The 22415-nt window shown below is 71.4% G+C and carries 18 protein-coding genes and 2 pseudogenes; 7 read left to right on the top strand and 13 right to left on the bottom strand.

Annotated elements, in window-relative coordinates; genetic code table 11:
- Positions 1 to 440: pseudogene (locus ACH4XV_RS44365) on the bottom strand (hypothetical protein); the annotation flags it as partial.
- A gap of 198 nt (positions 441 to 638) precedes the next feature.
- Here ACH4XV_RS44365 and ACH4XV_RS44360 point away from each other — a divergent pair.
- The gene (locus ACH4XV_RS44360) at positions 639 to 1490 is read left to right on the top strand and encodes an SAM-dependent methyltransferase (RefSeq protein ID WP_395799579.1); all 852 of its coding nucleotides are present in this window, start codon (positions 639 to 641) and stop codon (positions 1488 to 1490) included.
- Between the two features lie 112 nt (positions 1491 to 1602).
- Here the strand turns inward: ACH4XV_RS44360 and ACH4XV_RS44355 are convergent, their stop codons facing one another.
- Together ACH4XV_RS44355 and ACH4XV_RS44350 are read right to left on the bottom strand one after the other, a co-directional pair.
- Positions 1603 to 1788: a sigma factor gene (locus tag ACH4XV_RS44355; RefSeq protein ID WP_395799577.1), complete on the bottom strand. Its 186-nt coding sequence runs from the start codon at positions 1786 to 1788 to the stop codon at positions 1603 to 1605.
- Positions 1789 to 1947: 159 nt separating this feature from the next.
- Positions 1948 to 2595: an LUD domain-containing protein gene (locus tag ACH4XV_RS44350; protein ID WP_395799575.1), complete on the bottom strand. Its 648-nt coding sequence runs from the start codon at positions 2593 to 2595 to the stop codon at positions 1948 to 1950.
- A gap of 174 nt (positions 2596 to 2769) precedes the next feature.
- Between ACH4XV_RS44350 and sigJ the strand changes: the two genes are divergently transcribed.
- Positions 2770 to 3702, top strand: a complete 933-nt coding sequence (sigJ, locus tag ACH4XV_RS44345) for an RNA polymerase sigma factor SigJ (protein ID WP_395799573.1) — start codon at positions 2770 to 2772, stop codon at positions 3700 to 3702.
- A 33-nt stretch (positions 3703 to 3735) separates the two neighbouring features.
- Here the strand turns inward: sigJ and ACH4XV_RS44340 are convergent, their stop codons facing one another.
- Both ACH4XV_RS44340 and rox read right to left on the bottom strand, forming a co-directional pair.
- Entirely contained in the window at positions 3736 to 4413 is a 678-nt protein-coding gene (locus tag ACH4XV_RS44340) for a hypothetical protein (protein WP_380010958.1), read from the bottom strand.
- A gap of 217 nt (positions 4414 to 4630) precedes the next feature.
- Positions 4631 to 6124, bottom strand: coding sequence for a rifampin monooxygenase (gene rox / locus ACH4XV_RS44335; protein WP_395799571.1), 1494 nt, complete (start codon positions 6122 to 6124; stop codon positions 4631 to 4633).
- A 729-nt stretch (positions 6125 to 6853) separates the two neighbouring features.
- Between rox and ACH4XV_RS44330 the strand changes: the two genes are divergently transcribed.
- On the top strand, positions 6854 to 8128 hold the full coding sequence (locus ACH4XV_RS44330; protein ID WP_395799569.1) for an MFS transporter: 1275 nt from the start codon (positions 6854 to 6856) through the stop codon (positions 8126 to 8128).
- A 54-nt stretch (positions 8129 to 8182) separates the two neighbouring features.
- On the opposite strand, the gene ACH4XV_RS44325 is transcribed toward ACH4XV_RS44330, so the two are convergent.
- Positions 8183 to 9403 (bottom strand): ROK family protein, encoded by a 1221-nt coding sequence (locus ACH4XV_RS44325; RefSeq protein WP_395799567.1) that lies wholly within the window; start codon positions 9401 to 9403, stop codon positions 8183 to 8185.
- A gap of 204 nt (positions 9404 to 9607) precedes the next feature.
- Between ACH4XV_RS44325 and xylA the strand changes: the two genes are divergently transcribed.
- Complete coding sequence (gene xylA, locus ACH4XV_RS44320; protein WP_395799565.1) at positions 9608 to 10765, top strand: xylose isomerase; 1158 nt, start codon at positions 9608 to 9610, stop codon at positions 10763 to 10765.
- A gap of 1 nt (position 10766) precedes the next feature.
- The gene (xylB, locus tag ACH4XV_RS44315; RefSeq protein ID WP_395799563.1) at positions 10767 to 12179 is read left to right on the top strand and encodes a xylulokinase; all 1413 of its coding nucleotides are present in this window, start codon (positions 10767 to 10769) and stop codon (positions 12177 to 12179) included.
- Between the two features lie 171 nt (positions 12180 to 12350).
- Here xylB and ACH4XV_RS44310 read toward each other — a convergent pair whose 3' ends face one another.
- From ACH4XV_RS44310 to ACH4XV_RS44295, 4 genes are all read right to left on the bottom strand, one after another.
- Positions 12351 to 14588, bottom strand: a complete 2238-nt coding sequence (locus tag ACH4XV_RS44310; RefSeq protein ID WP_395799561.1) for a CRISPR-associated endonuclease Cas3'' — start codon at positions 14586 to 14588, stop codon at positions 12351 to 12353.
- A gap of 62 nt (positions 14589 to 14650) precedes the next feature.
- On the bottom strand, positions 14651 to 14863 hold the full coding sequence (locus ACH4XV_RS44305; RefSeq protein ID WP_395799559.1) for a hypothetical protein: 213 nt from the start codon (positions 14861 to 14863) through the stop codon (positions 14651 to 14653).
- 201 nt (positions 14864 to 15064) lie between these two features.
- The gene (locus ACH4XV_RS44300; RefSeq protein ID WP_395799557.1) at positions 15065 to 15205 is read right to left on the bottom strand and encodes a hypothetical protein; all 141 of its coding nucleotides are present in this window, start codon (positions 15203 to 15205) and stop codon (positions 15065 to 15067) included.
- A gap of 155 nt (positions 15206 to 15360) precedes the next feature.
- A complete protein-coding gene (locus ACH4XV_RS44295) occupies positions 15361 to 16170 on the bottom strand; it encodes a leucine-rich repeat domain-containing protein (protein WP_395799555.1) in 810 nt (269 codons plus the stop codon).
- 223 nt (positions 16171 to 16393) lie between these two features.
- Between ACH4XV_RS44295 and ACH4XV_RS44290 the strand changes: the two genes are divergently transcribed.
- On the top strand, positions 16394 to 16963 hold the full coding sequence (locus ACH4XV_RS44290) for a dihydrofolate reductase family protein (RefSeq protein ID WP_395799553.1): 570 nt from the start codon (positions 16394 to 16396) through the stop codon (positions 16961 to 16963).
- A gap of 297 nt (positions 16964 to 17260) precedes the next feature.
- On the top strand, positions 17261 to 17737 hold the full coding sequence (locus ACH4XV_RS44285; protein WP_395799551.1) for a hypothetical protein: 477 nt from the start codon (positions 17261 to 17263) through the stop codon (positions 17735 to 17737).
- Between the two features lie 237 nt (positions 17738 to 17974).
- On the opposite strand, the gene ACH4XV_RS44280 is transcribed toward ACH4XV_RS44285, so the two are convergent.
- From ACH4XV_RS44280 to ACH4XV_RS44270, 3 genes and pseudogenes are all read right to left on the bottom strand, one after another.
- Positions 17975 to 18745 carry a cyclase family protein gene (locus tag ACH4XV_RS44280; RefSeq protein ID WP_395799549.1) on the bottom strand — a complete coding sequence of 257 codons (771 nt, stop codon included), beginning with the start codon at positions 18743 to 18745 and terminating at the stop codon, positions 17975 to 17977.
- A 108-nt stretch (positions 18746 to 18853) separates the two neighbouring features.
- On the bottom strand, positions 18854 to 20500 hold the full coding sequence (locus ACH4XV_RS44275) for an indolepyruvate oxidoreductase subunit beta family protein (RefSeq protein WP_395799585.1): 1647 nt from the start codon (positions 20498 to 20500) through the stop codon (positions 18854 to 18856).
- 422 nt (positions 20501 to 20922) lie between these two features.
- Positions 20923 to 21603 (bottom strand): annotated as a pseudogene (locus ACH4XV_RS44270) (thiamine pyrophosphate-dependent enzyme); the annotation flags it as partial.
- Positions 21604 to 22415: the final 812 nt, after the last annotated feature.

Here is a 22415-nt window from a genome sequence, read left to right as displayed (position 1 = left end):
ATGTACGAGCCCTGGGTCTGGAGGCTGTCGGCGTTGCCGGCCAGGATCTGGTCGTTGGCCTCCTTGGGCCAGGTGCCCTCGTAGCCGAGTTTCAGGAGCGACCAGGCGTCCTTGGCGTAGTACGTCTCGTCGAATATCACCGATTTGGGCTTGCCGAGGTTCCAGAACCGGATGAATCCGGCCAGGAGCGTCACCAGGATGCACGGCAGCCAGCCGCCGCCGGTGTAGGCGCTGTTGTCGGTGTACGAGGGCACCAACCGCTCACGCAGCGACGTCGGCGGCCGATCCCGAAACCCGAACCGAGCCGGCGACCAGGCCCACCCACTGGGCCCGGTGGCCCCGACCCCGGCCGGCGCGGCACTGTGGGTCCCGGGGAACTCCCCATCCCCCTCCGGCGGTTGCGCACGGGTCGGCCGGCCGGTCGCCACGTTACTCGTCACCCGAGCATCGTACTGACGTACGAATCTCCCGATCGCCCGATCGCCCGTTCCGCAACCTCCCGAACTGCGGAGAGCGGCGACGCCGAGGGGAACGAGCGTGCGACGGCCGGGTAGCATGCCCATTGCATGATGCGATCAAGGGACGCGCACGAGGGGCCCGCCCCGGTGCGGTCGGTTCGAAACGGAGGCGGCGACTCGATGGACTCCGGGTTCGAGCGCTCACCCGAGCAGGAGGCTCTCATCGCAGACTGGACTCCGCCGGAGATCGACACCACCAAGCCGCATTCGGCGCGCATGTACGACTACTTCCTCGGCGGCAAGACGAACTTCGCCCCCGACCGGGAAGCCGCGGAGCAGACGTTGCTCGCGGTTCCGTACGCGCGTACCGCCGCGCGGGCGAACCGGGCGTTCCTGTTGCGGGCGGTCGCGCACCTCGCCCGGCTCGGGATACGGCAGTTCCTCGATCTCGGCACCGGGATCCCCGTCGAGGGCCGCAACACGCACGACGCCGCCCAGAGGATCGCGCCGAATTCCCGAGTGGTGTACGTCGACAACGACCCCATCGTCCTCGTACACGCCCGTGCGCTGCTGAGCAGCCACCCCGAGGGCGAGACCGCATACATCGACGCCGACGTCCGCGACCCGGACGCCATCCTCGAACACCCCGCACTCGTGCGGTCCCTGGACCTCGACCGGCCGCTCGCGATCATGCTGCTCGCGATACTGCACTTCGTCCCGGACGACGAGAAACCGGCCGACCTCGTACGCCGGTTGACCGACCGGCTCCCCTCCGGCAGCCACCTGGTGCTCTCGCACCTGACCGGCGACTTCGACCCGGTCGGCACCGGCGGCGGCGCCAACGTGTACCGCAAATCGGGTATCCCGATGCAACTACGCAGCCGCGCCGAGGTCGAGGCACTGGTGCCGGCGGGCTGGGAACTCCTCGAACCGGGCGTCGAACTCGTCTCCCGATGGCACCCCGAACCCGACGCCGAATTCCCGGACCCGGCGGACATCGGCTGCTACGGCCTGCTGGCACGCAAACCCTGAAAAGACGGCTTGCCGCCGGTGCGGTGGCCTCGACCCGACCCGAGGCCGCCGCGCCGTACCCGATCCCGGGTGATGCTCGCGTGGCCGGGATCGGGGTGGTCGAGGTCGTGGGTCAGGTCTCCTCGCCGTGGCTGTTCGCGACGAACAGGGCGACGATCGTGGTCAGCCACGCCCGGAGGTCACGGATGTCCTCGTGTTCGTTGCGCGACACCCGCAGCCAGGTCTCCCGGATCGCGTCCTCGGCGTCCGTACGCGAGCCGAGCATGCCGTACGCCACCGTCCGCAGATGCGGGCGCACGACCTCGAACCGATCGGCCGGCCCTGTCTCGCGGGGTGTCGGGCCGGACGGTCGTCCTGCTCGGGCCCGGGTTCGTTCTCATGCAGATCAGATGAACGGGTCGGCAAAAGTGTGACGGGTTCGGGAGGCCCGGGTTCGTCGCGGGTGGCCGGGTCGCCATCAGAACCCGATGGCCTCGCGCAGGAGCAGTACGGTGACCCGGCCGGGGTAGGGCTCGGCGTGCATCACGAGCAGGCGGTTGATCGCGCTCGGCGCACCGTAGACCCTGCGGGCGCGTTCGTCCTCCAGCGGCAGGGCGTGCTCCTCGAGGCGGTGGAACGCGGTCGGCAGGTCGGGGACGACCTTCTGGGCGCCGATGATCCAGATCGCCCGGCGGGCGCCGCCGGAGTAGGCGGGCAGTTGGCTGCCGCTGCCGGAGGCGACCACCAGCGAGCCGGTTTCGGTGACCGCGGCGACGCTGCCGACGACCACGTCCGGGGTGCTGGTCAGCCGGCGGATCTCGTCGCCCTCGGTGGCCCGGTCCATGACCAGTACGCGAGGCCGGATCGCGTCGTAGCGGCCGCCGGTGTTGAGGTCCTCCTCGATGCCGGACAGCCGCAGTGTCTCGCTGGCCCCGGTGAACACCGACGCGCCGTCGGGAATCAGCTCGCCGACGCGGCCGCGCGCGGCGGCCGCGTCGGCCAGGATCTCGACGGCGAAGCCGTTCTCCCGTAGCGCCGCGGCCGCCCGTTCGAGGCGCGACGCGGGCGCGGGTGCGACGAAGTCCGCGGTGGCGGTCGTGGTCGGCGTGGTGGTGGGCGTGCTCATGCTTCCTCCGGATCACGTGGGGTCTGGTCGGCGGCCGCCGCGAACTCGGGCTGTGGTGTACTCGCCGACACCCCTTCGACCAGGCGGCCGCTCGGAATGTGAGGCGGCGCGGCCGGTGAGCGGCGGACCTGACGTTTCGGTGGCCTGTCCGGTCGAAGAGGTGTGATCGAACGGATGAGAGCCACGGACGGGGACGACGCGATGCGCGAGAGCGGCGTGGAGGCGGTCATGGAGGAGCGACAGCGGCTGATCAACCTGGCCTATCGGCTGCTCGGGTCGCTCGCCGACGCCGAGGACGTGGTCCAGGAGACCTACGCCCGCTGGTACGCGATGACCGACGCGCAACGTGACGAGATCGAGGTCCCGGCGGCCTGGCTGACGAAGGTGGCGGGCCGGGTGTGTCTGACCCTGCTCGGGTCGGCCCGGGCCAGGCGGGAGACCTACGTGGGTGAATGGCTGCCCGAGCCGCTGCCCGAGCCGACCGAGTGGATCACCGGGGGAGCGGCCGGCGGCGGCATGGATCCGGCCGATCGCATCACCCTGGACGAGTCGGTCAGCATGGCCTTCCTCGTCGTGTTCGAGTCGATGACCCCGGCCGAGCGAGTGGCGTTCGTCCTGCACGACGTCTTCCGCTACCCGTTCGCGGAGGTCGCCACGATCGTCGGGCGTACCCCCGCGGCGTGCCGTCAGTTGGCGTCGTCGGCCCGGCGGCGGATTCGCGAGTCACGGGTCGACGCGGACCCGAGCGCGGGCCACGCCGCGGTGGTCCGCGACTTCAAGGCGGCCTGGGACGCGAAGAACATCGGCGCGCTGATCGGCCTGCTCGACCCGAACGCCACCTGGGTCGCGGACGGCGGCGGCAAGGCCCTCACCATCCTGGATCCGATCATCGGCGGCGAGCGGATCGCCCACGCCTACCTGCAACTCGCCGACGTCGCACCCGATTACACGCTGCTGGAGCGTACGGTCAACGGCCTGCCCGGCCTGGTGGTCCGGCAGAACGGCCGCGCCGTGACCGTATTCGCCTTCCACGTGGTGGGCGAGCGCATCCACCGCATCTGGACGATCCGCAACCCGGACAAACTCCGCCCGTGGACAACCCGTTGACCCGAACACGCGGTAGCGGCGTGGTGGTTCGACCTAACGCTCCAGCACCAACCGCTGCGCGGGGCGCACCGGTCGGCCGAAGTGGGCGCAGCGCTCCTCGAACCCCGGCGGGAGCCACGTGCCGCCGAGCAGCCGCGGGTGGGACGGAAACGCCGCGAGGGCCGCCAGCGCGAACACCAGGGACGCCCACGGGGTGGCGAGGCGCACGCACATGTACCCCTTGCCGTACATGTCGTGGTAGCGGGCCTCGAAGACGCCGGGCTCGGGCAGGTCGATCTGGTCGAGCCCGGTGAAGCCGAGACTCAGCGGGTTGCGGGGATGCGCGAGGTACGCGGTCAGGTGCGTGATGGTCAGTTCGCCGCCGCCGTCGTTGACCCAGCGCGGCACGGTGTCCTGCTGCGCACGCTTGCGTCGCGCCGCGTTGCCCAGGGCGTTCACGGCAAGCGCGCCCACCACGAACCCCGGCCTGCCGATCGCGGCCACCCCGGTGCTGCGGTAACTGCCGTTGCCCACGGCGCGCAGCCGGAACTGCTCCCCGACCCCGGTCGCGAGTACGCGCTCCCCCGGTGCGATCCGCGCCGTACTCGCCACGAGCGGGCGGCGGTCCGCCTGGCCGGTGACGACATCGGCCACGATGTCGCAGGTGTACCAGAGGAATTCGTCGGTCTGCGTCCACCCGTTGGCCGGCTGGGAGCCCATCCGGTTGCTCACGCTCGTCCCCTCGCCCGGCGAGCCCCGTGCTGCGCCGCGATTCCGAGTCTAAGCGTGTCTGATATACCAGAGTTTGAACACACCCCCACAACTTCCCCGCCCACGCCCTCGACCGACGACTCGGCGCACCCGACCGGTCGGCGGGCGATGCCGCCGACCGGGTCGAGTTCGGCGTCGGGGCACCACGGGTGATGGTGCATCGGCTGTCGGGGCCAGGTCAGGGGGTGGGGTGGCCGAACCAGTGGGAGAGCTGCGTGTTCAGGTCCTGTTGGTTGTCGCCGAGCCAGGCGATGTGGCCGTCGGGGCGGAGGAGGACGCATGGGGCGTCCAGCGCCGCGGTGGGGTCCGCGACGTGGTCGACCCGGTCGGACCAGGCGCCGGTGGTCAGGTGTTCGGTGCGGTCCAGGAGTAGGCCGCGGCCGTGGTGCAGCAGGGCGTAGAGCCGGCCGTCCTTTACATCGATGTCGCGCATGCGGCGGCCGAGGAGGTCGGGGCCGTCGCCGAAGTCGTAGCGGATGTCGATCGCGGTGATCTTCTCGATGAGGCGGCGGTTCACCTCGTCGATGTCCATCAGCTCGGTGAGGAGCCTGCGCACTGCCTGCGGGCCCGGGTCGGTGGAGTGCAGTTCCGTCTGGGCGCGGGTGTTGTCCAAGACGGCTGCGGCGACCGGATGGCGTTCGCTGTGGTATGTGTCCAGCAGTGTGTCCGGCGCCCAGCCGCGGATGTGCGCGGCCAGTTTCCAGCCGAGGTTGACGGCGTCCTGAACGCCCAGGTTGAGGCCCTGCCCGCCGGTCGGCGGGTGGATGTGCGCCGCATCGCCGGCCAGCAACACCCGCCCGACGCGGTACCGTTCGGCCAGCCGGGTGGCATCGCCGAAGCGGGACAACCAGCGCGGGGAGTGCACGCCGAAGTCGGTTCCGGCGATGGCGCGCAGCTGTTGTCCGAAATCCTCGAGGGTGGGCGGTTCCGTGCGATCGGCGACGCCCGCGGCCGGGACCAGGACGCTGTACACCCCTTCACCGAAGGGCCGGAGCCAGAATCGCCTGTTGGTGCGGCTGATTTCGCTCACCGTGGCGGCGATCTCCTCCTGCGGCACGCTCACGTGCATCTCGCCCATCAGCGTGTCGTTTCGCGAGGGCTCTCCGGGGAAGCCGACGCCGAGCCGTTTGCGCACCGTGCTGCGGGCGCCGTCACAGCCGACGAGATTGCGCGAACGCAGCCGTTCGCCGTCGGCCAGTTCGACGGTCACACCCTCGTCGTCCTGCTCGAAATCGGCCACCGCACAGCCGCGCCGGACCTGCGCGCCCAGTCGGGTCGCGTGTTCTTCGAGCAGCCGCTCGATGACCGGCTGCGGGATGCCCAGCAGATAGGCGTGCGCGGAATCCAGGCCCTGGGGCGCGGGTTTGTCGATGCCGGCGAAGAAGCCGCCGGCCGGACGGCGCCGGCCGCGTTCGAGCAGGCGATCCAGCAGTCCGCGCATGGCCATCAGTTCGAGACTGCGAATGTGCAGGCCGACGATGCGGACGAACGATACGGGCTCGGTTTCCTTCTCCAGAACGAGCACCCGCACGTCGTGCAGCCGCAGTTCGGCGGCCAGCATGGCGCCGGTCGGCCCGCAGCCGGCGATGATCACGTCGAACACGAGGGATGCGGGATCGGCGCCGCCGGCGGCGGAGGAGCGGAGTTCGGGGGCGACCTGTGGAGATTGCATGGGTATGGCCTTTCGGGAGTGCCCTGTCGGCGAGGCGCTCCCGGCGATACCTACGTCAATCGCCGGCCGTGACCGCAAGGGGGAGCACCCATATCGCTACAACGTTCATGGGTCTCACCTCCTCGGGTGGTGTCACGGTCGAGTGCAAGGTATAGACATGGGGCCCACCCGTCCAATGCTTTTCCGACCCCGCGATCACGACGCGAACCGGCCGGGCGCCGGGTTCCGGGCGCCCTCGGCTCGGGGCGTCGAAGCGGCCTTCCGGGCCGACTCGACCGGCCCGACGCCTGGGTGGTCGCGGTGCGCCTGCTCCACGGGTTTCCCGGCACCCTCCTCGAACTCCTCGACACGGTGGCCGCGATGACCGCGGACGACACTTCGTCCCGCCGGCAACACGGGTAATGCGAATAGAGCGGACAATGTGCATCCGGTCCTGCCTTCTCCGAGGTCGCGCCGACGGGTTTTGGCGGTTTTACGACACAAGTTGGCAGATTAATGGAAGGAAGCCATTGCGGCCTCGTGACAACGTGACGCCATGAGCACGACACCGGGGGATTCGCGTCGCCGGCGGCATCGGCTCCGTCCGGGGGCGGAGCCGCCCGTCGAACTGGCAACCAGGACCGGGCCACATACCCACCGCACCACGACGTCGGGGCTGGGGATCCGATGACGCCGACGCCCACCCCGAAGGCATCCCGGGGTATCGGGGCCCGGATACGTCGCGCGGCGGTGGACACGCGTCCGTTCGCCGTACCGGCCTATCGGCGGGTGCTGGTCGGCCAGGGGGCCTCGCTGGTGGGCACGATGGTCACCGAGGTCACCGTCCCGGTGCAGATCTACTCCCTCACGCACTCGTCGTTCTACGTGGGCCTGGCCGGACTCTTCGGCTTCGTGCCCATCGTGGTGTTCGGCCTGTACGGCGGCGCCGTCGCCGACCGGATCGATCGGCGCCGGTTGTGCCTGTGGTCGTCGTTGGTGACCTGGGTGGTGACCATCGCGCTGCTCGCCCAGACCCTCCTGCACGCTCGCTCGGAGTTCCTCCTGCTCGGCCTCGTCGCCGTCCAGGGGGCCGGCTTCGCCACGGCCTCCTCGGCGCGTGGCGCGATCATTCCCCGCATCGTGCCGCACGAGTTGATCCCCGCCGCCAACACCCTGAGCTTCACGGTGGGCAACATCGGCCAGATCGCGGGACCGCTGGTCGCGGGCGTCCTGCTCACCCTTCCGCACGGGTTCGCCTATGCCTACGCCGCCGACGCCGTCCTGTTCACCCTGTCCCTCTACTCGACGTGGAGACTCCCGCCGATCCCGCCGGCGGGAGCCGCGACGGGCACGGGGATCGGCGCCGTGTTCGAGGGCCTGCGCTTCATCGGCGGCAGTCCGATTCTGCTGATGTCGTTCGCCGTGGACATCGCCGCCATGGTGCTGGCCATGCCGAACGCCCTGTTCCCCGAGGCCGCCGCCACCCGCTTCCACGGCGGGATCGGCGTCCTGTACTCGGCGGTCGCCATCGGATCCCTGCTGGCCGGCCTGTGCAGCGGATGGATCGCGCGCATACGCCGCCAAGGCGTCGCGCTCACCCTCGCGGTGGTCGCGTGGGCGAGCGCCATCACGCTGGCCGGCTTCACCCGCGCCCTGTGGCTCGCCGTCGCCCTGCTCGTCCTCGCCGGCGCCGCCGACCTGGTCAGCGCCGTCTACCGGCAGACGATCCTGCAGACGTGGGCCCCGGACGAGATGCGCGGACGTATGCAGGGCGTCTTCACCGTCGTCGTCAGCGGCGGACCCCGACTCGGCGACCTGCGGGCGGGAGCCATGGCGGCGACCACCACCCTCGGCATCGCCTGGTCGGGCAGCGCCATGCTGTGCATCGTCCTGGTCGTGGTCGGCGCCCTGGCCGTACGCCCGTTCTGGCGCTACGACGCCCACCGGGAGCACTGCGAAGTCCCCCCGTCGATGTCCGACTCTCCGACCCCGCGCCCCCGGTCCCCGGTGGAACCGGCCCGGTGAGACCGGCCGATCACCGCCGCGCGGGACGTGGCCGGGTGCCGCCTCCGGCGGGTTTTACGCCACGGCGCCGGGGGCGGCGAGTACTCGCGCGACGACTTCGCCGGCGGCGCCCAGTACCGCGCCGTCCGTGAGTTCCGAGCGCCATATCGTCGGGGTGCGGCCGCGGAGTCTGCCGCCGCCGGCCTCGAGGGCGGCGGTGATGTGCGGGGTGAGCCAGGGTGCCATGCGGGCGGGGAGGCCGCCGAGGACGAGGGCCGCGGGGTCGAAGAGGTTCGTGACGGCGACCAAGGCGATGCCCAGTCCTTCGCCGGCCCGCTTCGCGGCCGCGAGGGCGCGGCGGTCCTTCGCCTCCAGGCGGCGCACGAGTTCGCCGGCGCCGAGCACGTCGGCGCAGTCCCGGGCGTCGGGTCCGGCGGGTGCGGTGTCCGGTACGTCGGCGGCCCGCAGGACGGCGTCCAGCCCGGCGACCTGCTCCAGGCAGCCGCGTCCGCCGCAGCGGCACGCGGGTCCGCCGGGGGCGACGACGACGTGGCCGAGTTCGCCGGCCGCGCCGTGCGTGCCGCGGAACAGCGCGCCGGCGACGACGATTCCCGCGCCGATGCCGGTTTCGCCGGACACGTACACGTAGTCGCCGAGCCCGGCGCCCGCGCCGAACCACAACTCGCCGAGGGCGGCGAGATTGGCCTCGTTGTCCACCGTCACCGGCAGCGGTTGGGGCGGCAGCGCCTCGGCGAAGAGTTCGGCGGCGGGCAGCGCGTCCCAGCCCAGGTTCGGCGCGTTCACCGCCCCGCCGTGCAGCACGCCGGGGACCGCCACCGTCGTCCCGACGAGGGTGAGCCCGGCACGGCGCGCCTGCCCGGTGACCGCGTGGGCGAGCCGGCCGAGGGCCGCGACGTCCCGGTGCGGGTCGGCGCCGGCGCCGGCGCCGGCGCGGGGGACGCTGCGGCGGATGCGTACCCGACGGGTGAGGTCGAGGACGCACGCGGACAGGTACCCGACGTTGATCTCCAGGCCGAGCCCGGCGATCGGCCCCGACGCCACCGACACCGGAGCGCCGGGCCGCCCGCGTCCGGCGCGGACCGGGTCCTCGGCACTCACCAGCCCCAGCGCGGTCAGCGCGGCGACGCGCGCGGACACGGTGGTCTTCGTGAGCCCGGTGAGCTCGGCCAGCCGCGCGCGGGTGACCGGCTGGCTGCGGTCGATCTCGGCCAGCACCAGCGCCAGGTTGCGTTCGCGCATCCCGACCAGATCGGTGGGGCCGTCCGGCGTGCTCATGGCGCGGATCCTCTCACCTGCGGACGGACGGTCCTCCCGCGGGCGGCTGTTGACAGGCTATTGACAGTTGCCCGGGTGCGCGGTTGGCTCGTGGTGGAGTTTAGTCCAGAGTCCTAACTAATTGAGTTGCGATTCGAAGTGATTCGCAGCGATTCACACCGATTCCACGCGATGCGATGCGATCGGTTCGCTCAGGGAGGCGCGATGATCGACCTCGTCCCGACCCCGGAAGATCGCTTCAGCTTCGGGCTGTGGACGGTCGGATGGCAGGCGCGCGACCCGTTCGGGGACGCCACCCGCGCCCCGCTGGAGCCGGCCGAGGCGGTGTACCGGCTGGCGGAACTCGGCGCTTACGGCGTCACGTTCCACGACGACGACCTGATCCCGTTCGGCGCCGAGGAGGCGGAGCGGGCGAAGCGGATCGCCGCCTTCCGGGCCGCGCTCGACGCGACCGGCATGATCGTCCCGATGGTCACGACGAACCTCACCGCCCACCCCGTCTTCAAGGACGGCGCGTTCACCGCCAACGACCGCGGCATCCGCCGGTTCGCGCTGCGCAAGGTCATGCGCAACCTCGACCTCGCCGCCGAACTCGGGGCGCGGACCTACGTGTTCTGGGGCGGCCGGGAGGGTTCGGAGACGGACGCGGGCAAGGACGTGCGGGTCGCGCTCGACCGCTACAAGGAGGCGATCGACATCCTGTGCGCGTACGTCCGGGACCGGGGTCACGACCTCCGGTTCGCGCTGGAGCCCAAACCGAACGAGCCGCGCGGCGACATCTTCCTACCCACCGTCGGCCACATGCTCGCGTTCATCGCCCGCCTCGAACACCCCGACATGGTCGGGCTCAACCCCGAGGTCGGCCACGAGCAGATGGCCGGGATGAACATGGTGCACGCGGCGGCTCAGGCCCTGTGGGAGGGCAAGCTCTTCCACATCGACCTGAACGGCCAGCACGGGCCCAAGTACGACCAGGACCTGGTGTTCGGCCACGGCGACGTCAAGAGCGCGTTCTTCCTCGTCGACCTGCTGGAGCACGGCGGCTACGACGGGCCCCGGCACTTCGACTTCAAGCCGATGCGCACCGAGGACACCGCAGGGGTGTGGGCGGGCGCGGCCGCCAACATGCGCACCTACCTGCTGCTCCGCGAACGCGCGCGCGCGTTTCGCGCCGACCCCGAGGTGCGCGAGGCCAGGGCCGCCGCCGGACTGGACGAGCTGGCCGTGCCGACACTCGCGCCGGGCGAGACGTATGCCGACCTGGCGGGCGACACGTTCGACCCCGAGGCGGCCGCGGTCCGCGGATCCGGCTACGAGCGGCTCGACCAGCTGGCCGTGGAACACCTCCTGGGCGCGCGCTGACATGCCGGGGCGGACCCTGGTCGCGGGCATCGACTCCGGGACCCAGTCGTGCAAGGTGGTCGTCTGCGACGTGGCGAGCGGCGCGGTGCTGCGGCAGGGACGGGCACCGCACCCGGACGGCGGCGAGGTCCCCCCGGAGGCCTGGTGGCAGGCGCTGCGGACGGCCTCGGCCGAGGCCGGGGGACTGGACGACGTCGCGGCGGTGGCGGTATCCGCGCAGCAGCACGGCGCGGTGTGCCTCGACGAGGACGGCGCGGTCGCCCGCGACGCGCTGTTGTGGAACGACACCCGGTCGGCCGGCGCGGCGGCGGCGTTGTGCGCCGAGTACGGCGGGCCCGGGGCGTGGGCGCGCGCGGTCGGCAGTGTGCCGGTCGCGTCGTTCACCGTGAGCAAGCTGCGCTGGATCGCCGAGCACGACCCGAGGTCGGCGGCGCGGACTGCGGCGGTGTGTCTGCCGCACGACTACCTCACGTGGCGGCTGACCGGCGGCGGTGACATCGGCGGGCTGACCACCGATCGCGGCGACGCCTCCGGGACCGGCTATTGGTCGCCCAGTGAGGAGGCGTACCGACCGGACCTGCTCGGCGCGGCCTTCGGCGCGCGGCCGGTGTTGCCGCGGGTGCTCGGTCCGCGGGATGCGGCGGGGCGTACGGCGTCGGGCGTGCTGGTCGCGGCGGGCACGGGCGACAACATGGCGGCGGCGCTCGGCGTGCACGTCGCGCCGGGGGAGGCCGTCGTGTCGCTCGGGACCTCCGGGACGGTGTTCGTGCCGTCGGCGTCCCCGACGGCGGACCCGTCCGGGGCCGTGGCGGGATTCGCCGACGCCACCGGCGCGTTCCTGCCGCTGGCCTGTACGCTCAACGCCGCCCGCGTCCTGGACGCGGCGGCGGGCGTGCTCGGCGTGTCGCACGAGCGTCTCGCCGAACTGGCCACGGCCGCACCGCCCGGCGCCGACGGCCTGGTCCTCGTCCCGTACCTGGACGGCGAACGTACCCCCAACCTCCCGAACGCCGCCGGCGCCCTGCACGGCCTGACCACGGCCAACGCCACCCCCGCCCATCTGGCCCGCGCGTACGTCGAGGGCATGGTGTGCGGCCTGGCCGACGCCCTCGACGCCGTGCTCGACACCACGGCCACCGACGTCGCGCGCATCCGGCTCGTCGGCGGCGCGGCCCGCTCGCCGGCGGTCGCGGCCATCGCCGCGGAGCTGTTCGGCCGCCCCGTCACGGTGCCCGCGACCGGCGAACTCGCCGCGTGGGGCGCGGCCCGGCAGGCCGCGTGGGCTCTGACGCAGGACCCGCACCCTCCGGTGTGGGCGGTCCCCGGCACGACGTACCTGCCGGTGCGCGACGGCGCGGCGGCCGTTCGCGCACGGTATGCCGCCGCTCGCCCACTCCACCTGGACCGCCTCTGACGGCTGCGGGGCGACGGGCTGCGGATCACGGTGTGGGGGCGACCATCGCGCACAGACTTCGATGGTGTCCATCGCCCCAGAGTGCGCCGAACTCCGCACCCTCACCACCGAATTCGAGCGGGGCCCGGATGCCGGACCACCCCTGAGCCCTCCGGGACACGGTGGCGGGGCTCAGGGGACGAGGCCCGCCGTGGGGCCGTCGTGGCGGGCGCTGGAGCGCCAGTCGGCGACGCGGACCAGGGACTCGAGGTACGCGAGCCGGAACGGTCCCAGGTCGTCGCGGTCGCGCAGCGCCAAGGCTCGCGGCGTCCACGAACCGCCCGGGCGGAACGCCTCGGTGTCGAGCGACTGCCCGGGGAAGTGGTCGCCCGTGGACACGGCTACCGGCGGCGTGCGATCACCGTCGCGGACGCCGAGCAGCGTCCGCGCGTCCTCGTCGGCCTCCGGGCGCACCGACACACGGACCCGACCGTGGTGCGCCGCGACCAGGTAGGTCACCAACTCCGGGTCGACCCGGGGGGAATGCCAGTGCTCCCCGTTCAACAGGATGAGCGCGCTGACCAGTTCGTGCCGGAAGTACGCCCGGGTGGAAACCCCGGTGCTCCACGGCGCCTTGGACTTGGCCAGCAGGTGCTCCGGCGGCTCGCCGCCACCGCCGCCGCGCAGCATGGCCTGGAACACGTCGTGGCACTTGCCGAGATCGTGGAACCTGGCGGCGCGGGCCACGGCTTCGCGCTGCTCCCCGGTCAGCCCCGGAAGGGCGGCCGTGACCGCACGTGCCTCCTCCTCGGTCTCCAGCAGGTGCCGGTCGAGACTCACCCAGGCGACACACGCGACCGCGGGCGGCGTGCGTCCGGTGAACAGCGACGACACCGGTGCGCCGCTCTCGGGCGCCCACCCCACCTCGGGGAGATAGCCGCCGCGGGCCGCGTCGAGCACCACGGACGTTCCGGCACGGAGATCGTCGGCCACGGCGTGCCGCCACCGGCCGTCGACGGGATCCCGCAGCCACACTCCGCGGTCGTCCGGCATCTTCCGGACGTCGGCGAGCGGCGCCTCACACTGCTCGGCGCGCGCGGGGCCCGGCTCGTCCTCGGCGGGTTCCCCCGACTCCCAGACCCGCCACGCGACGAGGACCGTGCGCTCGTCGTCGGCGCAGATCCACGGACTCGCGTCGGCCGGCTCCGCGCCGTAAGCGTTGTCGAACATCGCCAACACATCGTGCTCGCGCAGGGCTTGGGAGGGTGCCGCACTGTGGTCGACACGGGCCCGGAACAGGTCGACGGTCGTGACGGCCTCGCCCTCGTGCGCGTTCAGCCACGCCGCGACACCCGCGTTCGGTCCCGGTCCGTCCGGGGGGACACACCACAACAGGTCGCCGCCATCGGGGTGTTCGCCGTGTCGGTTGCAGCGACCGGCGCGTTGCACAAGCGCGCTCCACGGGGCGAGTTCGGTCAGGAGGGTACGGCCGGACACGTCGGATCCGACGTCCAGCGCCCGCGTCGTGACCAGGATCCGGTCCCGGCCGGTCTCCTCCGAAATCGCCGCGCGATCACGGCGGTCGGCGGAACGCGCGTACGGATATACCAGCACGATCTCCCGGCCCGGATGCGCCGCGCGCAGCGCACCGTAGACCTCGCGCGCCCGCTGCGCGGAGCCGAGTACGGCGATGGACTGCGTGCCGGGCAGGTGTGCGGCGCCCAGCTCGTCGACGAGGTCGTCGACGTACCGTGTCGGGTCCGGGTCCAACCGCCTGATGCGTCGAACCGCCGCGAGCCGGGTGCCGGCCGCCACGTCGCCGCCGTCGGTCGTGTTCCCGTCCGACGTCGACGACATCCACGTGCTGCCGGTCGGCGCCGTCGTGCCGAACGATTCGCGCAGCGACTGCAGCCGCGTACTCGTCGGCAACCCCGGCCCCAGCAAGTGCATTTCGTCGTACACCCAGTGGGTGTCGGTGTTGAGCAGCCCGAACGACACGGGCGCCATCGCCCGCGCATCGGCGAACCCACGCATCAACGCCCGGCTCAGCAGCCCGTCGTGCGTACCGACCAGGATCGCGTTCCGCTCGGGAAACCGCCGCCAGGTGCCGTTCTGCGACTCCGGACCGGCGAGCAGATGCAGGTCCACGTCGTCCGCGCACCCGAGGCGATGCAGCCACTCGGCGATGCGCGCGTGGGTCGGTTCGGCAAGGCTGCCCTGCGGCAACGCGTACACCAGCCGCCTCGGCGTCACCGCGACCGCGGACACCAATCGCCGGTACAGCCACGCCAATACGGCGCCCGCGCTCTTCCCGCCCCCCGACGGAACCCGAACGAGGGGCGGCAGCCCACTCTCCGCGAACCCGGCCTGATAGGCATAGGGCCGATGGCCGGTCGCCGAGTGAAAGAACTCCCCGAATCCGCGCGTCATTCACGACTCCCTCGTCCGCCGGACCCCCGACTTTAGACGAGTCGTCCGACGGGCCGGCCGATTCAGCCGAGGATGTGGTGGATGCGCCGGTGTTGCTCGGGTGTCAGGTGCTTCGTGTCGAGGCCGCGGTAACCGTCCGGACGGTCGCAAACGCGCATGCCGTCGTGCGCGCGCCAAGTCGGCGGATATGTCGGGCCGTCGTCGTCGGCGGAGGCGGCCAGGGCCTCCAGGATCGTGTCCAGGGCCCCCGGTGCGCCGAAGCACCTCCTCGTCATCGGTGAATTCGGCTTCCGCGAGGAACAGTCCCCACAGCGGGCCGTCGAAGACATCGACGCCCACGGGCGGGACGCCGTACCGCTTGCCGGCCGGCCGTGACCCGATGGGCTCGGCGACGCCCGAAGACCTCTGTTGTCCGGTCTGTCGCCGGGCCTGCCCCGATGCGGAACGGGCCCGGCGGCTATGCGGATTCGACCCGTCTACAGGCCGTACTCGATGGCGGTGGCGGCGACCGCATGGGTCGATCCGTACTCGAACGTCGTCGCCCCCGGGGCGGCGGCGAAGGCCGCGCCCGCGACGAAGGCGAGGATGGCACACGCGGCCCATCGACGAAGATTCATGACCGTCCTTCCGTTCCCAGTGGCACATTCGTGTCGCGACCGGTTGCTCCCGGTCGTGCCATCCCCAGGGTGAGCCCGCTCGGGCACATCGTGCAATCCCGGCGTCGGACAGGCCCAACAATCCGACGGCTGCCGCCACTTGGCGATCCGGGCCGTCAGCGCCGCGTCGTCGGTTGGTCGATGCCCGGCCCGCCGGCGTGCGGCGTCGCGACGTAGCCCTCGGCCGGGTTGGGCAGCGCTTCGAGGCAGGCGGTCGAGCAGGCGTTGACCAGCAGCGGCAGGATGTCGGCGCCCGACGTCCGCAGCGAGATCCACACCTGGCGAAGGTTCACGATCTCGACGCGCCGATCGCAGGCACTGCACGTGCGGATCGCGTCGGCACCCCAGACGCCGGGATCGAGGTTGTCCCGGTCGACGTCGCGAGCGTCGAGTGTCGCCGACGCGGACAGCGGCGGAAACGGCGGCCGTGTCTTGTAGTTGCCGTACAGGGCCCGGGTACTCACCGTGCTGTACCGCAGGTTCGGGCACCGGGTGATCTCGTACGGAAACCAGTGCAGGCGGTAGGAGGTGTACGGAGTGAACTCCTCGAGGCTCTTCATCGCACCGATCTCGGGCGGGATACGCACGAGGTTGCTCCCGTACAGGACCAGATGCTTCACGGAGGTGAGCTTTGTGATGGTCGCCGGGAGCGTGACGACCTGGCGTCGTTGTTCGGCGGTGAGCTCCACCAGCGGCTTGAACTCCTCACGCCTGTCGGCCGCCGCCTCTTCGACGAGCTCCAGCAGGCGGATCCAACCCGACGTGGCGGTGTCCTGGCGCTCCGGATGGAAGCGCGTCGGAGCTTGGGGCCGGGTATGAACGGGCTCGATGCACCGGCAGAGATCACGAAACGAACCGTGCCCACCGGACCCGGCCGCGTCGCCCCAACGATTCGAGAACACCTGCGGAACCGACTCTTCACTCATCAGGTCACACTAGACGTGCCGATCGTGGGCACCCAACTTCCTTGCGCAGGAGGACTGTTGCGGCAGCCCGACTGCCCACGGCCGCCGGCCGGCGACGACGCCGGCTTCCCCGACCCCGACTGCTTCGACCCCGACCGCTTGTCGAGATCGGCGTAGCGGCTCCGTCCCTGAGGCGGATGCGGTCGGCGTGGCCGCAGCACCGCACGTACCGGGAGGAAGAGCCATGCGCAAGCTCGTAGTCCAGCAGTGGGTCACCGTCGACAACATCGCGGCGGAGGAGGACGGCGGCCTCGGCTTCGTGTCGGGGGAACCGTTCGACGACGAGGTCACCGACGACCCCTTCAAGAACGACATGATGGGCTTCATCGAATCGGTCGACACGATGATCCTCGGCGCGAACACCTACAACGAGGCCAAGGGCTACTGGCCCTACGCCGAGGACCAGGGCGAGTACGGCAGGAAGCTCAACCGCCTCACCAAGCTCGTCGCCTCGTCGACGCTGGACGACGCCCCCTGGGGCGACTTCCCCGCCGCGACCGTGACACGCGACGCGGTCGCCACCATCCGGAAGCTCAAGGAGGACAGCGGCAAGGACATCTGGCTGTGGGGAAGCCTGAAACTCATGCACTCCCTGCTGGACGCCGGCGTCGTCGACGAAGTCCGGATGCTGGTCTGCCCGGTGTCACGTGGCAAGGGAACCCGCCTCTTCGACGACCGCCGCAACCTGAAGCTGATCGAGGCCACCGGCTTCGAAAACGGCGTGGCAATCCTGCGCTACGAGATCAAAAACTAGGCAGCAGGCGGAAGGGACCGCCCTTCCGAGAGATCAGACGCCGCGGCGATGCCACCCGCCCCAGCCGCCCACTGGGCACCCGCTCCGTCCGCCACCGGTCTGGCCCCCGCCCCAGGCACGGCGCAGGCCTGGCGGAGCCGCGTCACAGGCCGCGGTGCGCGATGGGATCACCCTGATCGGCTTCCGGGCCCTGGGGGTTGTCGTGAAGCCCGAGTGGTTGACGCCTGTGCGTTCGGCATGCGCCCCACGGCGGACCTCCGCGCCGAACGCCCCGCGCCGCTATGCCCTTTCGATCCGGTGCTCGCCGGCTCGAACGCCTTGCTCGGCGACGGCGTCGACGCCGTCACCGGCTTGGAGAGGCATTTGACCTTGTTCGGGTGGGTGGGTCCCGACCGACGCAACGGCGGAGATGCGGCGTTCTTGTATCTCTCGACCCCCGGTGGCCCCGGTCGCGGGGCTCACCGGACCATGCCCCTCGTCGCCGAGGCACTCGGCCTGGACTCCACTCCCAACACGACGACCGAGCAGCCCGGAGCCGGCGCCCGCGTGGAGATGACGTCGGACGGCCGGATCCGGCTCGCAACAGGTGACGGCGCCGTGAACCTCGAATGCGCCGTCGACCGCGAGTTCGTGCGGGTCGCGAACGCCGTCGGCCATGTCGTCCTCATGGTGTCCTATCTGCCGTTGCCCCCCGGCGTCGATCGGATGGCACACGTCGACCGCAGCGGCGACAGTTGCAGGTCCTCGACGGGACTCGTCCCGGTAGTCGCGTGATCGTCGTCGAGCCGACAGGCGGCGCGTGGTCGGTTGGGGCGTTCGGTGGAACGATCCTGGTGTGGCCGGCGTGATCACGGCGTCGGAGTCGTCCTGGACGGCCCCCGTCACCGGGCTGAGCGGGCGCGTGCTTCGGCGTTTGTGGCGGGGGCGAAGTCGTTGGCTGCGGGCTTTGGCCCGGCCCGGACACTTGGTACGAGCCGGGGACGGATGTTGTCGGGTGGTTGTTGCGGGTTGTCAGTGGGCGACCAGGGCCAATACTCGGCAGGGGCTGCCTGAGCCGTTGACGATGGGGAGTGGGGCGGCGATTACGATCGCGCCGGTGATCGGTAGGCGGTCTACGTTGCGTAGTTGGGTCAGGCCGTACTTGTCGGCGCCGAGGAAGAAGTCGTGGCACGGAAAGGGTGGATCGAAGGCGAACGCGCGGCCCGCATCGGTGCCCACGGTCTCCACCCCCATGCCCAGGATGCCGCTGCCGGCGAGCAGGCGGGCGGCGTCCGGTGTCAGACCCGGGGTGTGCGGGCCGTCGTCGTCGGCGTTGGCGAAGTCCGCCGGGTCGTCGCCGCGGGCGGCCCAGCCGGTGCGGTAGATCAGCCAGCCGCGATCGGGCAGCGCGCCGTGCTTGGATTCCCACTCGCGGATGTCCGCGACGTCGAGCAAGTAGTCCGGGTCGGCGACGACTTCGGCGGTCTTGTCGATGACCACGGCGGGGCCGACGAGACGCTGCGCCGGTACCTGCGACACGTCGTCGAGGTCCCGGCCGCTGATCCAGTGGTTCGGTGCGTCGAAGTGGGTGCCGGTGTGTTCGCCGGTGCGGAAGTTGTTCCAGTACCAGGCCGGACCCCGGTCGTCGTAGCGGCTGATCTCCTCCAACTCGAACGGGGCCGTCTGCCCGTACTCGGGCGGCAGCGCGAGCAGCGGCGTGCCGGCGTGCAGCGGTGAGGTCAGGTCGACGACCTCGATCGAGCCGTCGAGCAGGTGGGTCGCGAGGGCTGTCAGATCGGCCATGCGTGCTCCTTGCCGGGGGTGCGGGGAATGGGGCGTGGGGAATGGGGCTTGAGGGATGGGGTGTTCGTAGGCGCCGGCGCGATTTGCGCGAGTGGGTGATTCGCGGGCTCAGGCGCCCCAGGCCCGCGACTTCGCTTCCACAGCCGCCACGGCCTCGCGCAGTGCCGTGCCGGTCTCGTCGGCGAGTGCGGCCGACGTCAGATGGGCGAGTGCCGTCGCGGCATCGTCGCGTCCGTGCAACTCCCGGGCGGCGTCGAGGAGAATGGCGAAACTCTCGCTGCCGTGCCGGTAGGTGTCACCGTAGCCCTTGACCACCCGCCGGCACTCGACGATCTCGCAGGCCAGCGCGTAGTCGCTGGACGCGGTCTCCACGACCAGGTCCAACCAGGCGTCGATGCCGGCCTGTTCCCGACCGAACCGGCCCGAGCGCGGTCGCAGCGGGCGCATCCCGGCCATGGTCCACAACATCGTGTAGCCCACGACGCCCGTGGTGTTGACGACCATGCCCTTGCGGGTGAGCTTCGCGACGAGTCTGCCGAAGAGCGCCGACCGGGACAGCGGATCGCCCAAGCGCGCGGGCAACGTGTCGGTGATCTCCTCCAGTTGCGGGTGCAGATACTCGCGCACCTGCATCGGTTGTCCCGGCTCGGTCCGCGCCCGCTCGCGGATGTCCTCGATTCGCCGTCGACGGATCTTCTGCAACCCGACCTGGATGGTGTCCTGGTAACACATCCACAGCGCGGCGTGTCGGGCCGTCTCCGTGGTCAGCCTCGCTTCACCTCGCGGGTCGTGCTCCAGCGCGCCCACCCGGGCCACCCGATCGAGATAGCGGTCGGTGTACGACGCGTTCTGGTACACGGCCGTGCGCTCGCAACCGTGGAGCAGCATCGAACGGGCCGCCTCCGGGAACTCGGCGACCCGCGCGGCCCGACCGCGCAGCGCGGGGCCGACCAGCTGTGCGGGATCGGTGTCGGCGAGTGCGCGCCGCCGCCGCTCCTCGGCGTTCGCGGCCTCGACCGCGGGATCCGCCGGAGGCCGGCTGCCGATGGTCACCGCCACCGGTCCGCCCCCCGCCGCGCGCGAGCGGGCAGGCCGCGGCGACGGTTGCCGGGCCGCGTCGTACCCCAGCGCGAACGCGGCCAACGAGGACTCCACCCCCTTGCCCGACGCTCGCACCGCGTCCTCGAACCGCTCACGGTCGAAAGGCAGTTCCCCCGTCCCGGCCAGCGCGCCGAACAGCGACGCACTGATCACGCTGCCCGCCTGCCCGGCCAACTCCAGGAAGTCGGCCCCCACGAAACGCCGCGCGCCCCGGTGCGCCGCGTCGAGCAGTAGGCCGCCGTCGACGCGCCCGTCGCCCATGGCGATGCGCTCGGTGATCGCGTAGACCCGGTGGGTTGAGGCGATCAGGGATGTGCGGTCCGGCGTACAGAAGCCGCGCTGGATCGCGCGTCCCGCCTCCATGAGTTCCGACGCGATGACGATGTCGACCTCGCCGGGCGTCGGGAACAGCGCGAGGATCGGCTCGGCGCGGCCCCCCTCGGGCGGTTCGGCGTCCGGCGCCGGGAACAACTCGACGTAGTAGACGGTCGCGCCGGTGCGCTGGGCGACGCCGGCGACGGAGGTGCTTTGCGCGGTGTACCCCGCCGTCTCCGCCACGGCGACGATCCAGTCCGCCAGGACCCCGCCGCCCTCGCCACCCATGGCCAGGATCGCGATGGTGATCGGGCGCGCCGCGAGCTGCCGGTTCGACATCAGGCCACCTCGTACTTCGCGGCGCGACGCTCGACGGGCGCGGACAGCGCGGCGATCCAGGCCGTGCGGATCCTCGCCAGGACGCGGTCCCGCCGGGTCGGGTTGACCACCACGTCGGTGCGGTGGAACGACGGGCACAACGACGCCGCGTGCGCGTTCGCGCCGCATACCCCGCAGCCGACGCAGGTGTCGGTCACCGTGGCGACCGGGTCGGTGCGCATGGGGTCCGGGTTGGCGGCCAGGGTCAGCGACGGGCAGCCGGAGATCCGGATGCACGCGTGGTCGCCGGTACAGGTCTCCGCGTCGACGCCGAACCGCTCGCGAACGACCCGTTTGCCCTCCCTGATCGCCTTGTCCGTCCGGGGCCGCTCCCGACGCTGCCGGTTCAACTGGCATTCGCTCTGCGCGACGATGACCTTGGGCCCCGGTTCCTTCGTGGTGAGCGCGCGTACGAACAGGTCGCGCAACTCCCCGACCCGGTACGTGTCGGTGACGGTTTTCGTCCACTTGACGCCGATGCCGCGCACGGCCTTCTCGATCGTATGCCCGGTCGAGCGTCGCGGATGGTCGACGGCGGAGGAGAGCACGTCCTGCCCGCCGGTGGCCGCGCTGTACGCGTTGTCGACCACGACAAGGAGTTGGTCGTTGTCGTTGAAGACCGCGTTGCCGACACCGCTGGTCAGACCGTTGTGCCAGAACCCGCCGTCACCCATGATCGCGATGGTCCGGCGATCGGCGTCCTTGGAGTTCAGTGCCGCCGCGCCGGCCGAGCCGAGCCCGTAACCCATGGTCGTGGCACCGAGGTTGAAGGGTTCGTTGATCGAGAACAGGTGGCAGCCGATGTCCGCGCTGATGTGATGCGCGCCGGTTTCGCGTTCGGCGAGCTTGAGCGCGCTGAAGATGGGCCGCTCCGGGCAGCCGGTACACAGGCCCGGCGGGCGGGCCTGTACCGCCTGCGGATCGACCCGCTCGGCGAACGGGCTGCGCGGGTCGGTTTCGGGCAGCAGCAGCGCCGGTTCGCCGGCCAGGACCTCCGGCAGGTACCTGGACAGGAAGGCGTGCACCCCTCGGGTGACCGCCGACGCGGTGTACTCGCCGGCCATCGGCAGCAGATCCTTGCCGTGCAGCGCGGCGGCGATGTCGGCGCGGCGCAGGATCGTGTTCAGATTCTGCTCGATGTAGTCGGGCTGCCCCTCCTCAAGGAGCAACACCGCGCGTTTGTCCGCACAGAACTCGACGATCTCCGTGTCCACGACCGGATACGTCACGTTCATCACGTACAGCGGTACCCGGGTGCGACCGTACGGATCCGAGCAACCGAGCAGCTCCAGCGCCCGGTTGAGGGTGTTGTACAGGCCGCCCTGGACGATGATCCCGATGTCGGCCTCCCCGGCGCCGAACACCTCGTTGAGCCCGCGTTCGCGAATGAAGTCCAGTGCGGCCGGCAGGCGTTGGTCGATCTTCTCGCGTTCGTGCCGGAAACTCGCCGGCGGCAGGACGATGCGGTCGAGCTCGCGTCGGGGATTGTCGATCGCGTCCGTGACGGTCATCGGCGGGCGCACGTTGTCCTTCGCCACGAACGCACCGTGCAAGTGACAGGAGCGCAACCGTAGTTGCAGCATTGCCGGGGTGTTGCTGACCTCGGACAGCTCGAAGCCGGACTCGACCGCCTCGACGATCGCGGTGAGGTTGGGTCGCGGATCGAGCAGCCACATCTGCGACTTCATCGCGAAGGCGTGCGAGCGCTCCTGCATGATGCTGGAGCCCTCGCCGTAGTCCTCGCCGAGGATGACCAACGCGCCGCCGGTGACGCCGCCGCTGGCCAGGTTGGCCAGCGCGTCGGAGGCGACGTTGAGGCCGACCGTCGACTTGAACGTGACCGCGCCGCGCAGCGGATAGTGCACCGACGCGCCCA

It is taken from the genome of Embleya sp. NPDC020630 (assembly GCF_044334985.1).
Taxonomy (GTDB): Bacteria; Actinomycetota; Actinomycetes; order Streptomycetales; family Streptomycetaceae; genus Embleya.
The sequence above is the reverse complement of the archived record's forward strand: the minus strand, read 5'-3'. Positions and strand labels throughout refer to the sequence as shown.